At 61.9% G+C, this 14861-nt stretch carries 14 protein-coding genes and 1 riboswitch; of the genes, 3 read left to right on the top strand and 11 right to left on the bottom strand.

Annotation, left to right across the window (positions count from 1 at the left end; genetic code table 11):
- Positions 1 to 393 precede the first annotated feature (393 nt).
- Genes JBO08_RS16245 through cobO form a run of 6 tightly spaced genes read right to left on the bottom strand, consistent with a single transcriptional unit; the run spans position 394 to position 6387 of the window.
- Positions 394 to 1845 (bottom strand): cobyric acid synthase, encoded by a 1452-nt coding sequence (locus JBO08_RS16245; RefSeq protein WP_065873782.1) that lies wholly within the window; start codon positions 1843 to 1845, stop codon positions 394 to 396.
- Complete coding sequence (cobD, locus tag JBO08_RS16240; protein ID WP_065881191.1) at positions 1842 to 2831, bottom strand: threonine-phosphate decarboxylase CobD; 990 nt, start codon at positions 2829 to 2831, stop codon at positions 1842 to 1844. The genes JBO08_RS16245 and cobD overlap by 4 nt, the downstream gene beginning before the upstream one ends.
- On the bottom strand, positions 2824 to 3732 hold the full coding sequence (gene cbiB / locus JBO08_RS16235) for an adenosylcobinamide-phosphate synthase CbiB (protein ID WP_065873784.1): 909 nt from the start codon (positions 3730 to 3732) through the stop codon (positions 2824 to 2826). The genes cobD and cbiB overlap by 8 nt, the downstream gene beginning before the upstream one ends.
- Positions 3729 to 4379, bottom strand: coding sequence for a 5,6-dimethylbenzimidazole synthase (bluB, locus tag JBO08_RS16230; protein ID WP_065873785.1), 651 nt, complete (start codon positions 4377 to 4379; stop codon positions 3729 to 3731). The genes cbiB and bluB overlap by 4 nt, the downstream gene beginning before the upstream one ends.
- Positions 4376 to 5779 carry a cobyrinate a,c-diamide synthase gene (locus tag JBO08_RS16225; protein ID WP_065873786.1) on the bottom strand — a complete coding sequence of 468 codons (1404 nt, stop codon included), beginning with the start codon at positions 5777 to 5779 and terminating at the stop codon, positions 4376 to 4378. Before JBO08_RS16225 ends, bluB begins: the two co-directional genes overlap by 4 nt.
- Positions 5776 to 6387, bottom strand: a complete 612-nt coding sequence (cobO, locus tag JBO08_RS16220; RefSeq protein WP_065873787.1) for a cob(I)yrinic acid a,c-diamide adenosyltransferase — start codon at positions 6385 to 6387, stop codon at positions 5776 to 5778. Before cobO ends, JBO08_RS16225 begins: the two co-directional genes overlap by 4 nt.
- A 78-nt stretch (positions 6388 to 6465) precedes the next feature.
- Positions 6466 to 6725: riboswitch (cobalamin riboswitch) on the bottom strand.
- Positions 6726 to 6824: 99 nt separating this feature from the next.
- Here cobO and JBO08_RS16215 point away from each other — a divergent pair.
- The gene (locus tag JBO08_RS16215) at positions 6825 to 8138 is read left to right on the top strand and encodes a sorbosone dehydrogenase family protein (RefSeq protein ID WP_220074773.1); all 1314 of its coding nucleotides are present in this window, start codon (positions 6825 to 6827) and stop codon (positions 8136 to 8138) included.
- Positions 8139 to 8213: 75 nt separating this feature from the next.
- Here JBO08_RS16215 and JBO08_RS16210 read toward each other — a convergent pair whose 3' ends face one another.
- From JBO08_RS16210 to JBO08_RS16190, 5 genes are all read right to left on the bottom strand, one after another.
- Positions 8214 to 8753 (bottom strand): C40 family peptidase, encoded by a 540-nt coding sequence (locus tag JBO08_RS16210; protein WP_046036011.1) that lies wholly within the window; start codon positions 8751 to 8753, stop codon positions 8214 to 8216.
- A gap of 145 nt (positions 8754 to 8898) precedes the next feature.
- Positions 8899 to 9528 carry a C40 family peptidase gene (locus tag JBO08_RS16205; RefSeq protein WP_220074774.1) on the bottom strand — a complete coding sequence of 210 codons (630 nt, stop codon included), beginning with the start codon at positions 9526 to 9528 and terminating at the stop codon, positions 8899 to 8901.
- Positions 9529 to 9737: 209 nt separating this feature from the next.
- Complete coding sequence (hda, locus tag JBO08_RS16200; protein WP_025855817.1) at positions 9738 to 10442, bottom strand: DnaA regulatory inactivator Hda; 705 nt, start codon at positions 10440 to 10442, stop codon at positions 9738 to 9740.
- Between the two features lie 203 nt (positions 10443 to 10645).
- The gene (locus tag JBO08_RS16195; protein WP_065873790.1) at positions 10646 to 11719 is read right to left on the bottom strand and encodes an AI-2E family transporter; all 1074 of its coding nucleotides are present in this window, start codon (positions 11717 to 11719) and stop codon (positions 10646 to 10648) included.
- 32 nt (positions 11720 to 11751) lie between these two features.
- Positions 11752 to 12792, bottom strand: a complete 1041-nt coding sequence (locus JBO08_RS16190; RefSeq protein ID WP_220074775.1) for a DUF2066 domain-containing protein — start codon at positions 12790 to 12792, stop codon at positions 11752 to 11754.
- A 355-nt stretch (positions 12793 to 13147) separates the two neighbouring features.
- Between JBO08_RS16190 and purM the strand changes: the two genes are divergently transcribed.
- Together purM and purN are read left to right on the top strand one after the other, a co-directional pair.
- Positions 13148 to 14206, top strand: coding sequence for a phosphoribosylformylglycinamidine cyclo-ligase (gene purM / locus JBO08_RS16185; protein WP_065873792.1), 1059 nt, complete (start codon positions 13148 to 13150; stop codon positions 14204 to 14206).
- Complete coding sequence (gene purN / locus JBO08_RS16180; RefSeq protein ID WP_065873793.1) at positions 14206 to 14856, top strand: phosphoribosylglycinamide formyltransferase; 651 nt, start codon at positions 14206 to 14208, stop codon at positions 14854 to 14856. The genes purM and purN overlap by 1 nt, the downstream gene beginning before the upstream one ends.
- Positions 14857 to 14861: the final 5 nt, after the last annotated feature.

The following is a 14861-nucleotide window of genomic DNA, read 5'->3' as shown; positions in this document are numbered from 1 at the left end:
CACAGAAAAGCAGATCAGCTTTTGATTTGGCTTTTGATTTTGATCTCAGGCGCCCCGTAAAACCACGCTGGCCGAACGCAGGCTTTGGAGCGTGGGCAACCCGGCAGGACGCCGGGTTAGCCGCGCTGGGCCAAGGATGGCCCATCGCGGCGGCCCACGCTCCAAAGCCGGAGTGAGGGCACACCGAGCCTAGGCGAGGTGCCGAGTGGTGGGGCGAAGGCCTTTTGCTTACTTTTGGGCCTCTCCAAAAGTGAGCCGCTGTAAGAGCGGAACCATAAGCAGCCGTTACCGCAGAAACGGATATGTACACCGAAACAACGCCTTCGCGAGCAAGCCCGCTCCCACAATTGGATCGCAGTGCACCAGTTGAATAGTCAGCGCATTCACACACCATCAAATCCCGCACAGTTTGCGTAACAGCTCGGTGTCCAGGTGGTTTTCCACCAAGTCGGCCAGGCGCTCGATATCGCGCTCGCGCAAGGCGTGGTAGTCGACCTCCTGCACATCCTGCAACCCCGCCCAACGCAGCAGCGCACTGCACGCGGCCGGGGTTTCGAACAAGCCATGCAGGTAAGTGCCGAGGATCTGCCCGTCTGCACTTTGCGCGCCATCACTGCGGCCGTCATCGAGGCGCACAGCGGCGTTCGACAAGGCATCGCCAGACGTCACGCCCGCATGGATCTCATAACCGCTGACGTCGGCATCTTCCAGTAACAGGCGACCGCGTACGTTGCGCAGCTGTTTCTCTTCTTCCAAGGTGGTGCTGAACGCCAATAACCCAAGGCCATCGCTGGAGCCCGCAAGCCCTTCCAGGCCCAACGGGTCATGCACCTGCTCGCCGAGCATCTGCAAGCCGCCGCAAATGCCGAGCACCTTGCCGCCGTAGCGCAAGTGCCGCGCCACGGCGGTGTCCCAACCGTTGGCACGCAGATAAGCCAGGTCGCTGCGCACGCTTTTCGAGCCTGGAAGGATAATCAGGTCGGCAGCAGGGATCGGCTGGCCTGGCCCGATGAATTGCAAGTCCACCTGGGGATGCAAACGCAACGGGTCGAAATCCGTATGGTTGCTGATGCGCGGCAGCACCGGCACCACCACCTTGAGTACCTGCGCAGCCTTATCGATTTGGCGCTGATCGATGCCGTCCTCAGCTTCCAGATGCAGGTCCATCACGTAAGGCAATACGCCCACCACCGGTTTGCCGGTGCGCGCTTCCAGCCAGTCCAGCCCCGGTTGCAACAACGCAATGTCGCCGCGAAATCGGTTGATGATGAAGCCTTTGACCCGTGCCTGCTCGCTGGGCGAAAGCAGTTCCAGGGTGCCGACCAGATGGGCAAACACCCCGCCGCGATTGATATCGGCGATCAGCAGCACCGGGCAATCCACTGCTTCGGCGAAGCCCATGTTGGCGATGTCATTGGCGCGCAGGTTGATCTCCGCCGGGGAGCCAGCGCCTTCCACCATCACGACGGGGTAGGCTTGGCTCAACCGTGCGTGGGAGGCCAGCACCGCCTGCATCGCGATGGCTTTGTAGTCGTGATAGGCCACCGCGTTCATGCTGGTAACAGCGCGGCCGTGGATGATCACTTGGGAACCGGTGTCGCTGTTGGGCTTGAGCAGCACCGGGTTCATATCGGTGTGCGGCGCCAGGTTGGCCGCCTGGGCCTGCACCGCTTGCGCACGACCGATCTCGCCGCCCTCGGCCGTCACGGCGCTGTTGAGCGCCATGTTCTGTGGCTTGAACGGCACCACTGGCACGCCCTGGCGCACCAACCAGCGACACAGCGCCGTCACCAAGGTGCTTTTGCCGGCGTCGGACGTCGTGCCTTGCACCATCAACGTACTCATGTCGCGTCCTTATAGGCGGCCAGGGCTTCGTCCAGGCGTTGCCAGTCGGCGTCGGTATCCGGCAGGCCAAAACGCAGGCTGCTGTTATGGACAAACAGGCGCAGCAGGATGCCGCGCTGGGCCATGAATTCATGCATGCGTTCGGCGTGCGGCGTGATCAGCCACTGGAACAAGGCGCAGCCGCCCTGAGGTTGAAAGCCGTGGCGCTCGAGCGCGGTAAACAAGCGCTGGCTCGCCTCGATGCAGCGCGCGCGTTGCTGCGCCTGCCCGGCAGTGTCGCGTAGGCAGACTCGGCCCAGTACCCGCGTCGGCCCGCTGACCGCCCAAGGGCCAACCTGCTCGGCCAGCAACTTGAGCAGCTTGCGTTCGGCCAGTACGAAGCCCAGTCGCACACCGGCCAGGCCGAAGAATTTACCGAACGAGCGCAGCACAATCAGGCCGACCTGATGCGCCTGGCCCGCCAGGCTCAATTCCGGAGTCACGTCCATGAACGCTTCGTCCACCACCAGCCAGCCGCCGCGCTGGGCCAGCCGCGAGTGCCAGTCCAACAAGCGTTGCGGGTTCAGGCTCAGGCCGGTGGGATTGTTGGGGTTGACCACCACCAGCACGTCAAGGCCATCAAGAAAGAAGTCGACTTCCTGCTCCAGCACTTCGCGCACCACGTAACCGGCACGGCGCCAGGCTTCGGCGTGTTCGGCATAGCACGGCGACAATACCCCGACCTTGCCGGCGCGACGCAGACGTGGCAGCAACTGAATCGCCGCCTGGGAGCCAGCTACTGGCAACAGATGCGCTGCGCCGTAATACTCGCTGGCGGCCTGCTCCAGGCCGTCATCGGTTTCCGGCAGACGCGCCCAGGCGCGCAGCGGGATCTCGGGGATCGCCCAGGGCCAGGGCGCCAGGCCGCTGGACAGGTCGAGCCAGTCAGCTTCGGCAATTCCGTACTGAATCGCTGCCTTGCGCAGCCGGCCACCGTGCTCAAGCATAAAATTGCCCCCCGACGCATAAGATCAGCAGCCACAACCATACGCCGCGCTGCACCAGTTGCCAGCCCCGGTCGATGGCGTCCGCATCCGCCGCCGGGCCCTCGCCCAGCGGCGGGCGCTGGTGCACTTCACCGTGATAGATCGCCGCGCCGCCCAGTTCAACGCCCAGCGCGCCTGCACCGGCAGCCATCACCGGGCCGGCGTTGGGGCTGTCCCAGGTCGGGCCTTGGGTGCGCCAGCATTTGAGCGCCAGACGGGTCTTGCCGAGCACGGCATAGGTCAAGGCGACCAAGCGTGCCGGAATGTAGTTCAGCACATCGTCGATTTTTGCCGCGGCCCAACCAAAGCGCTCAAAACGTTCGTTGCGATAACCCCACATGGCGTCGAGGGTATTGCTCAGGCGATAAAGCACCACGCCCGGCACGCCCGCCACCACAAACCAGAACAACGCGGCGAAGACTGCGTCGCTGCCGTTTTCCAGCACCGATTCGGTCGCGGCGCGGGCGACTTCGGTGCGGTCCAGTTCGCTGGTCTGGCGGCTGACCAAGTAGCTGACGCGCTTGCGGGCTGCCTCCAGGTCATCGCTGCGCAGGGCCTGGGCCACCGGGATCACATGCTCGCCAAGGCTACGCATGCCGAGGGCGCAATACAGCGCCAGAATCTCCACTACCCAGCCGATATACGGCGCCCACGACAACGCCGTGGCCAGCAGGGTCAGCGGCACTACGGCGATAAACCAAGCGGTCACGCCATGGCTGCGCCAGCCACGGCCACCGGAGTTAAAACGTTGCTCGATGCGCCCGGCGAAATTGCCGAATGCCACCAGCGGATGCCAGCGCCTGGGTTCGCCCAGCAGCGCATCCAGCGCCACTGCAGCGACGCACAGCAAGGCCACACTCATTGACTCACTCCCCACACATTCTCATACAACATGTCACTAAGCGGCCGAGGCTCGGTCCAGCCTTCGAGTTGCAACATCGGTGCCGGGTAGAACTCGGTTACCGGCCCCAGGCACAACACGGCCAGGGGTTTCGCGCCGGGCGGCAAACCGAGCAGATCGGCCAGGGCCTGGGGTTCGAACAACGAAACCCAGCCCATGCCCAGACCCTCGACACGCGCGGCCAGCCACAGATTCTGGATGGCACAGGCCAGCGAGGCCATGTCCATTTCCGGCAAGGTACGACGGCCGAAGATGTGCCGCTCACGGTCATCCATCAGCGCCGCCACCAGCACTTCGGCGCAGTCGTGGATGCCTTCGACCTTGAGCTTCATGAACGCGTCGGAGCGCTCGCCCAGGGCTTCGGCGGTGCGTACGCGCTCCTCTTCTACTAACTGCTGAATCTGCCCACGCAGTTGGCGATCGCTGATGCGGATGAAGCGCCAGGGCTGCATCAGGCCGACGCTGGGGGCCTGGTGCGCGGCCTGGAGCAGACGGTGCAGCAATTCGGGGGCGACAGCGCCGCCGCTGAAGTGGCGCATGTCACGGCGTTCGGCGATGGCGCGGTAGACGGCGTCGCGGTCGGCCTGGGGGAAGGCGTTGTCCGTCATGGCCTCTTCGCGGGCAAGTCGAATCGTCGCACCGCCCCTCCCACATTTTGATCTGTGAACACTGTCGATGTGGGAGCTGGCTTGCCTGCGATAGCGACATCACGGTCTGGCGCAAACAGTGCGGCTACAGCGGCTGGATTCGACGGGAAATAAAAATGCACGTAAGAAGCCGTCATCCGCCCCTGACGGTAAACCGCCTCAGCCCCGCGCCCACCATTGGGGCTCAACCCCCTGGCAATCGGCTGCCAGTCGGTGCTGGTCAGCGAATGGTGATAGGTGTGACCACGCAGTGTGCCTTCCGGCAACTCGACGCTTTGCAGCGCCAGGGCCGCCAGTTTCTTTTGCATCACCGCATCGCCCTGCAACAGGCCCACCAGTTCGGCGCGGGTGCCGTCGACATCGGTGAGCGAGTCCAGCAGGTAGAGCATGCCGCCGCATTCGGCGAGCAAGGGTTTGCCGGCCGCATGGTGAGCGCGGATCGCGTCGAGCATTGGGGTGTTTTCCGACAGCGCCTGGTGGTGCAGTTCCGGGTAACCGCCGGGCAGGTAGAGGCTGTCGGCATCAGGCAATGCGCGATCGTGAATGGGCGAGAAAAACTTCAGCTCGGCGCCCATGGCCCGCAGCAGATCAAGACTGGCGCCGTAGGTAAAAGCGAAGGCTTCGTCGCGGGCCACGGCAATACACACGCCCTTGAGCAGTGGCTCGGCCTCGATCACTTCCGGTGCAGCAAAGGTCACCGGCGGCGGCAAGGCCACTTCGCAACTGCTGCCCAAGGCTTGGGCGGCGGCGTCAAGGCGCACATCAAGGTCATTCAGTTCGCTGGCTTGCACCAGGCCCAGGTGACGGCTAGGCAGCTCTATACCGGTCTCGCGGGACAACGCGCCGTACCAGCGCAGGCCTTCGGTGAGGCTGCCTTCCAGCAATTGCGCATGACGCAGCGTGCCAACGCGGTTGGCCAGCACCCCGGCGAACGGCAAGTCCGGCTGATAACGCGCCAGGCCCAGGGCCAAGGCGCCAAAGGTCTGGGCCATGGCCGTGCCGTCAATAACGCCCAGTACCGGCACGCCGAAGTGTCGCGCCAGGTCGGCGCTGGAAGGGGTGCCGTCAAACAAACCCATCACGCCTTCGATCAGGATCAAGTCGGCCTCGCCCGCCGCTTCCCACAGCAGGCGGCGACTTTCCTGCTCGCCCACCATCCACATGTCCAATTGATACACCGGCGCACCGCTGGCGCGCTCGTGGATCATCGGGTCGAGGAAATCCGGGCCGCATTTGAACACGCGCACCTTGCGACCCAGGTTGCGGTGCAATCGGGCCAGCGCCGCGGTGACGGTGGTTTTGCCCTGGCCGGACGCCGGTGCGGCGATCAATACGGCCGGGCAATGACGGGGCTGATTCAAAGTTCGACGCCCTTCTGTGCCTTGATACCGGCCTGGAACGCGTGCTTGAGCATGCCCATTTCGGTGACGGTGTCACCCATTTCGATCAACTCAGGCTTGGCGCCACGGCCGGTGACCACCACGTGCTGCATCGGCGGGCGGGCCTGCAAGTCACTGAGCACCTGGTCCAGTTCGAGGTAGCCGTGCTTGAGGGCGATGTTCAGCTCATCCAGCACGACCATGCCGATGCTCGGGTCTTGCAGCAGTTCGCAGGACACAGCCCAGGCGGCTTCGGCCGCGGCGATGTCACGTTGGCGATCCTGGGTTTCCCAGGTGAAGCCTTCGCCCATGACGTGGAAACGTACTTGCTCGGGGAATCGGCGGAAGAACAACTCTTCACCGGTGCTGTGACGCCCCTTGATGAACTGCACCACGCCGCACTGCATGCCGTGGCCCATGGCCCGGGCCAGCATGCCGAACGCGGAGCTGCTCTTGCCTTTGCCGTTGCCGGTGAGCACCAGCAGCAAGCCGCACTCGTTGGGGGAATTGGCAATGCGTTCGTCGATCACGGCTTTTTTGCGCAGCATGCGCGCCAGGTGGCGTTCGTCGCGGTCGGGGGAATCGGTCATGACAGCTCTCCGTTGGGGCTGGACAAAAACGGCGGGCAGGAAAAAAGAAAAACAGACAGCCAAGCATCGCCCACCGTGATGCTGTTGGATGTAACAGGCCGGTCTCCGGGCTCATGAGTGGCGCCGTTGCCCTCGTATAGAGAGCGCGCAGGCCAACGCTACGCCTTCCCATATCGCTGGCGATACAGTGGCAAAAGGCAGCGTCTTGACTCATTTACCGTTGCGGGGGCAGCGCCGGAATCGCGGCAGCACTGTGTACAAGTGCGCTCACTCACCGGCTTCCCTGTTTCACTCGGTCGACCCATTGGTCACAGAGCACCTGGAACAAGCCGCGAAGGTTAGTGGGTTGGGGGTGGAGCGTCAATGAAAGCTGACCGTGCACTTGAACCATCGCACCGCCGACCTCCTCTACCCTTACAGGTATTAAGGAGAACACCATGCATAAAACAAGACTTGCCCTACTCATCCTGGTCGCCGGCACCCTCGCCGCCTGCGGTGAAAGCTCCACCCTCCAGGTCTCCGACGGTACCGGGCCTTCGCCCAAGTTGCCGGAACCGAACAAAACCCTGATCCCCATCGTCAATATCGCCCCCGCCATCGGTTGGCCCGAGGGCGTGAAGCCAACGGCCGCCGCCGGCACCCAGGTTGCGGCGTTTGCCGAAGGCCTGGACCATCCGCGCTGGCTGTATGTGCTACCAAATGGCGATGTGCTGGTAGCGGAAACCAACGCGCCGCCCAAGCCGGATGACTCCAAGGGCGTTCGTGGCTGGGTCATGGAGAAAGTCATGGGCCGCGCTGGCGCCGGGGTGCCGAGCCCGAATCGCATCACGCTACTGCGTGACGCCGACCACGACGGCGTCGCGGAGACGCGCACGGTATTCCTGGAGAATCTCAATTCGCCGTTTGGCATGACACTGGTCGGCAACGACCTGTACGTCGCTGACTCGGACAAGCTGCTGCGTTTCCCCTATCAACCGGGTGACACTGCGATCAAGCAAGCCGGCACCAACGTCGTCGACCTGCCGGGCGGGCCTCTGAACCACCACTGGACGAAAAACGTGGTGGCCAGCAAGGACGGCACCAAGCTGTACGTGAGCGTGGGTTCCAATAGCAACGTCGGTGAAAACGGCCTGCAAGCGGAAGAAGGCCGGGCGGCGATCTGGGAAGTCGATCGCGCCAGCGGCGAGCATCGCATCTTCGCCTCCGGCCTGCGCAACCCGAACGGTATGGCGTGGGAGCCGCAGAGCGGTAAGTTGTGGACGGCAGTCAACGAGCGTGACGAAATCGGCAGCGACCTGGTGCCGGACTACATCACCTCGGTCAAGGATGGCGGCTTCTATGGCTGGCCGTTCAGCTACTACGGGCAGCATGTGGATGTGCGGGTCAATCCGCAGAATTTGGACTTGGTGGCCAAGGCGATCGCGCCGGATTACGCGGTAGGCCCGCACACCGCATCCCTGGGGCTGACGTTTGCCGAGGGCAGCAAACTCCCTGCGCAGTTCAGTAACGGCGCGTTTATCGGCCAGCATGGTTCGTGGAATCGCAAGCCGCACAGTGGCTACAAGGTGATCTTCGTGCCGTTCGAGGGTGGGCAGCCTAAAGGGCCGCCGGTGGACGTGCTGACGGGGTTCCTCGATAAGGACGAGAAAGCCATGGGCCGCCCGGTGGGCGTGGTGATTGACCAGCAGGGGGATTTGCTGGTGGCCGATGATGTGGGGAATAAGGTATGGCGGGTGTCGGCCGCTAGATAGCGGAGCAGCAAGCCTCACGCTTGAAGCTGCAAGCAGGCATTGCGCCTTCTTGCAGCTGACAGCTCGTAGCTGCCGCTAGGGATTACGCGCCAGATTCGCCGGCAACACACGCTTGGCACTCAGGTACGCATTCTGCCAATACGCCTTGGACAAGGTATCCAGCTTCACCGTACCGCCCGTTTGCGGCGCGTGCACAAAGCGCCCTTCCCCCACGTAGATCCCGGCGTGGCTGACCTGTGAACCACCACCGGTGGCGAAGAACAGCAGGTCGCCGGTCTGCAGGTTCTGCTCGCTGACGTCCTGGGCGCGCATTACGATCAGTTCACGCGTAGTACGCGGCAATGAGATGCCGGCAGCGTCGCGAAACACAAAACCAATCAAACCGCTGCAATCAAACCCGGAGTCCGGCGTGTTGCCGCCCCAACGATAAGGCGTGCCGACCAGGCCCAGCGCGCGGAAGAGCACATCTTCAGCCGCAGGCGAGAAATTCTGGGTGGAGTAGTTGAACACCGGCTTAGGCTTCACCGCGACAGGCGCGGGCGGCGGTGGGCGGCTTGCACAGGCGCTGAGCAGCGCGGCGCAAACAATAAGAATCAGGCGGGCCGAGGTCGACATGTGCAGAACAATCCTGGTCTGGATGCGGCTTTTCGCTGCCGAACGCTGAAAACCAGAACGCGCAAGCAAAGCTCGCGCGAACGGATTACAACAATGTCCAGGGATTCTAGCGCTTACACGTCAAACTTCAAGTATCACTTTAAGTTTACTTGCTAGCGGTAACCGTCGTCGGGGCCATGGCGAGTGCGCGCTTGGCTTCGATGAAGGTTTTGCTCCAGTAGCTATCACCCAGGTTGTCGACTCGAACACCGCCACTGCGACGGCTGCTGGAGTGGATAAACTGGTTATCGCCCAAGTAGATACCGGCATGGCTGACGCGACCACGACCTGCCGTACTAAAGAAAAGCAGATCACCGGGCTTGAGGTTGTTTCGCGCGACCAACGGTGCATTCACGTTGATCATTTCGCGAGTGGAGCGTGGCAGGTTCATGCCCGCTTCTTCACGAAACAGGTAGCCGATGAAACCGCTGCAGTCGAAACCGGCTTCGGAGGTACCGCCGAAACGGTAACGGGTACCGATCAGGGACATGCCGCGTTCGAGGATGCTGTCGGCGAGAACTGGAAGCTGGTAAGGCTTGCTGCCGGAGAAATCGGCCAGTTCTTTTTCAGTGGCCAGCTCTTCTTCGTAAACAGAAGCAGACTGTGCAGCAACAAATTTGGCCTGGTTTTGAACCTGTGGTTTTTGCTGTACTGCCACCTGTTGAGGGTGGGAGGCGCAACCAAACAACAGGGTAACGAGTGCGAGAGGCACGAGGGGTGCGAAGCGATTTAGCATGGGCACGACCGTGGCTGGTATGTAAAGAAGCCGAGACTATGCCTTCTATCACATCGATTTGCAAATTCAATCGTGGTCTATGTGACTTCCGGATTGGACTATGCCATCTAAGCCGTAATTCCATTTATCGATTGAAATGCGTGACCAATACGGTTCAAACGCAGGTTTTCTGGCGCCTGAAAATTGCCGAACCCCGTCAATTCAATGGGTTACCAGCCCAACGTTTCTTTCAGGAAAGGGATCGTCAATTTTCGTTGAGCCTGCAAGGAAGCCTGATCGAGTTGCTCGAGCAAATCGAATAAGGCGCTCATGCTGCGTGTGCCACGGGTAAGGATGAAATGCCCCACCTCGTCGGTGAGATGCAGGCCGCGACGCGACGCGCGCAATTGCAAGGCGCGCAGTTTGTCCTCGTCGGACAGCGGGCGCATCTGGAAGATCAGCGCCAGGGTCAGACGCGACTTGAGGTCAGCCAGCTTGATCGGAAGTTCACGTGGGGAAGTCGAGGCGGCAATCAATAAACGCCGACCGCTGTCACGCAGGCGGTTGAACAGGTGAAACAGCGCCTCTTCCCAGTCTGCCTTGCCGGCGATCGCTTGCAGATCGTCCAGGCACACCAGCTCGTATTGCTCGAGGTGGTCGAAGATGCCGATGCCACGGTCCATCAACTCAGCCAGGGGCAGGTAAACCGCTGGCTCGCCCATCTGCTCGAAACGCAGGCACGCGGCCTGCAACAGGTGAGTACGCCCTACGCCGTGCTTGCCCCACAGATAGATCAGGCTTTCGGTCCACCCGGCGTCGGCTTCGCAGAGCCGCTCGACATAGCCGAGTGCAGCGGCATTGGCGCCTGGGTAGTAGTTGATAAAGGTGGCGTCATCACGCAGACGCACACCCAAGGGCAGCTGAATCGGTTTCATGCTGACTGAACGGCTCCAAACGAACCGTTAGTGGCCTCTGTGTAAAGTTTGCAAAGTTTATACCCGTGACGCCGGGCGCACAATGCAGCAGACCGCAAGCAAAATCAAAGGTTTGCGTTAACTTGTTGGATTTGTGCAGATTGTTTGGCGCCGCCGCTCCAGAAACAACAAACCCGGCCTTGGCCGGGTTTGTTACGAAGCGGTTACAGCTCGGGGTCTTCAACGCCGGTATACACATCCGAATCCTTGTACAGATCGTGCATATGGCGCACCAGCACCATGATCACCGCCGCCACCGGCAGAGCCAGCAGGATGCCGGTAAACCCGAACAGCTCACCGCCCGCCAGGATTGCAAAGATCACCGCCACCGGGTGCAGGCCAATCCGGTCGCCCACCAGCAAGGGCGTGAGCACCATGCCTTCCAGCGCCTGGCCGACCATGAACACCGCAACAATCCCCAGCATCGGGTACAGGTCACCGCCAAACTGGAACAGCCCGGCCACCAGCGCCGCGCCGATACCGATCACAAAGCCCATGTACGGCACGATAGCGGCCAGGCCGGCGATCAGGCCGATCAACAAGCCCAGCTCCAGACCGATCGCCATCAAGCCGCCAGCATAGATGATGCCCAGCGCCAGCATCACCAGCAGTTGGCCACGCACAAACGCGCCCAACACCTCATGACACTCGCCTGCCAAGGAAACAATGCGCTCCTCACGATCGCGCGGTAGCAGGCTGCGGATCTTGGCCATCATGATGTCCCAGTCGCGCAGCAGGTAGAACGCCACGACCGGGATCAGCACCAGGTTGGTCAACCAACCGATCAGCGCCAGGCTGGACGCAGTTGCCTGGCTGAGGATGACACCGACGATATCGGTGGTCTGGCCCATGTGTTCGCTGATCGCCGCCTTGACCTTGTCGAACTTCCAGAAGCCGTCCGACAGCCCGAGCTTGGCCTGGGCCCACGGCATTGCCGTGTGTTGCAGCCAATCGAGCATCTGCGGCGCCAGTTCATACAAGCGATACAGCTGCTTGGCCAGCATGGGTACCAGCACCAATACCAATGCCGTGATGATCAAGGTAAACAGCGCAAACACTGCCACTACCCCCAGGGTACGCGACAAGCCAGCCTTTTCCAGGCGATCCACGACGGGATCGAACAGATACGCCAGCAGCAACGCAACCAGGAACGGCGTCAGGATCGAATGCAGCAGGAACACAAAGACGCACAGCAGGACAATCCCGCCAAGCCACACCCAACGACGCGTATCCGCCATAAACCACTCCATCTATATAAAGAAGAAAACTGCTACCAACGAAAACGCAGCTGTGCTTGAGGTTCAGGTGCGATTGCAGGCTGAGCGCCATCTGTTACAGGCTGTTGGACCGGTGCCTCACCGGCAGGAATCTCCTGCAACTTGGCCAGGCTTAGCTGGGTACGTAACTGATCGGCACTGCCGTTGACGCGGTACACGATGCGATTGCCATCCACCCGTTGGGGCTGGCCGCCAAAGGGCTCAAGCAGATGACCCAGCGCGGCGTAGCGCTCAAGGGTCATGCCTTGCACTTCCAGCAATTGCTCGGTGCTCACGCCAGGCTTAACCGCAAAACGCGGCGCCAATTTCTGGCTGACCGCCAGCATCACCGCATCGGCCACGGCAGCAGTGTCGGCGCCTTGCGCAGTGCCCTGCTCGTTCTTGTCGCCCAGCCACAGGCGCCATTTGGCCTGCCATTGGCTGCCTTCCTGGCGCGCATGCACGGCCAGCAGGGCGTCGGCGCCGTAACGCTCGGAGGCGGCGCGCAACGGTGTGGCATCGGCACTTTCCAAGTTCGGCGCGGTGGCGACCACCTGCTCATCCAGGTCCCCCAGCGGCAGACGCAACGGCAGGCCACGGTGTTGCGCAGCGCGGCGCAGCGCCTGGGCGACGGTTTGGCCGTCGCCTACCAGGCTGCTGCCTTCAGTAGAGTCGTTCAACCACCAACAGAGGATCGAGGGGCGATTGCTGCCCCAGATCGACAGGCCCGCATCGCGCAAGGCGCGGTCAGTGCTGACCGGATCAAAATCCACTTGCAGGCTTTCCGGCGGACCAGCGTCGTACCCATATTGCGTGATGATTTGTTGCGGATCCTTGCGAATCGCCGCCAGGCCCGGGCCTTCGGCGGCCTTGGCATCACCGGTCAGGCGGATCACCAGGGTTTGCACGGCACGCTGGGTAGCCTGGTCGCGCTCTTGCGGGGACTGGCTGCTGACAGGCTCAAGTACTTGATAAAGGCCATTGAGTGTTTCGGCATGACTCGCCAGGCTGACCAACGACAAGCAGCCTACAAAGAAGAAGTTACACAGACGCATGGAAGATTCCCGAACGACAAATTTAGCGGCTGCAACAGACCGCGTGAACTCGGTTTGGCAAGGCTGTGACCACAGCCACCGGTAAAACATTCACCGGGTCATGGCAGTTTTTGTACTGTCATAACGATAGCGGGTTAAAGGCTATACCTTAATACGTGCCAAAGCAGAGTCGATTAGCATTTTTTTAACCCGCTTTTTTGACCTATATGGCCCTGCCCGTCGGCCCGAGGATGGCCGCTGCCCCTCAAGCCTGATAAAATCGCGCGCCTTCGCAGACCGTCAACGGCTGGGCCTTTTACCAAAAGCGCCTGCCCGCTCGGTCGTTACCCCTGAATCCCCCCTAAAGGCCTGGATCATGAGCAAGCAACCCTCCCTGAGCTACAAGGACGCCGGTGTAGACATCGACGCCGGTGAAGCATTGGTCGAACGCATCAAGAGCGTCGCCAAGCGCACTGCGCGCCCCGAAGTCATGGGCGGCCTGGGCGGTTTTGGCGCCCTCTGCGAAATCCCGGCCGGCTACAAGCAGCCTGTACTGGTTTCCGGCACCGACGGCGTGGGCACCAAGCTGCGCCTGGCGCTGAACCTGAACAAGCACGACAGCATCGGCATCGACCTGGTTGCCATGTGCGTCAACGACCTGGTGGTGTGCGGCGCTGAGCCGTTGTTCTTCCTGGACTACTACGCGACCGGCAAGCTCAATGTCGAAACCGCGACCCAGGTGGTGACCGGCATCGGCGCTGGCTGCGAACTGTCGGGTTGCTCCCTGGTTGGCGGCGAAACCGCTGAAATGCCAGGCATGTACGAAGGCGAAGACTACGACTTGGCCGGCTTCTGCGTCGGCGTTGTAGAAAAAGCCGAAATCATCGACGGCTCCAAAGTGGCTGCCGGTGATGCCCTGCTGGCCCTGCCATCCTCCGGCCCGCACTCCAACGGCTACTCGCTGATCCGCAAGATCATCGAAGTGTCCGGCGCCGACATCGAGAACATCCAGCTCGACGGCAAGCCGCTGACCGACCTGCTGATGGCCCCGACGCGCATCTACGTCAAGCCTCTGCTCAAGCTGATCAAGGACACTGGCGCAGTCAAAGCCATGGCCCACATCACTGGCGGCGGTTTGCTGGATAACATCCCGCGCGTCCTGCCAAAAGGCGCCCAGGCGATCGTCGACGTGGCCAGCTGGCAGCGTCCTGCGGTCTTCGACTGGCTGCAAGAGAAAGGCAACGTCGATGAAACCGAAATGCACCGCGTGCTGAACTGCGGCGTGGGCATGGTCATCTGCGTGGCCCAAGAGCACGTTGAAACCGCGCTGAACGTGCTGCGTGAAGCCGGCGAGCAGCCTTGGGTCATCGGCCAGATCGCCACCGCCCCAGAAGGCGCGGCACAGGTTGAACTGAAGAACCTCAAGGCTCACTGATGCCTCAGACCTGTGATGTCGTGGTGCTGCTTTCCGGCACCGGCAGTAACTTGCAGGCCCTGATCGACAGCACGCGCACCGGCGACAGCCCGGTGCGCATCGCTGCGGTGATCTCCAACCGCAGCGACGCCTACGGCCTGCAACGCGCCAGGGACGCGGGTATCGACACCCGCTCCTTGGATCACAAGGCTTTTGAAGGTCGCGAGGCCTTTGATAACGCCTTGATCGAACTGATTGACGCCTTCAACCCCAAACTCGTGGTACTGGCCGGCTTCATGCGCATCCTCAGCGCTGATTTCGTACGGCATTACGAAGGGCGCCTGCTGAATATCCACCCTTCCCTGCTGCCCAAGTACAAAGGCATGCACACGCACCAGCGTGCGCTAGACGCCGGCGACAGCGAGCATGGCTGCAGCGTGCACTTCGTCACCGAGGAACTCGATGGCGGGCCTCTGGTCGTACAGGCAGTGGTTCCGGTAGAGTCTGACGACTCGGCGCAGAGCCTTGCGCAACGGGTTCACACCCAGGAACACAGGATTTACCCGCTGGCCGTTCGCTGGTTTGCCGAAGGTCGGTTGATTCTTGGCGACCAGGGTGCATTATTGGACGGTCAGTTACTCGCGGCCAGCGGCCACTTGATTCGAACCTAGGAGAT

Origin of the sequence: Pseudomonas sp. LAP_36 (assembly GCF_019456785.1) — a bacterium.
In the GTDB taxonomy this organism is placed as follows: domain Bacteria; phylum Pseudomonadota; class Gammaproteobacteria; order Pseudomonadales; family Pseudomonadaceae; genus Aquipseudomonas; species Aquipseudomonas tritici.
This window is presented reverse-complemented; position numbering and strand designations above follow the sequence as displayed.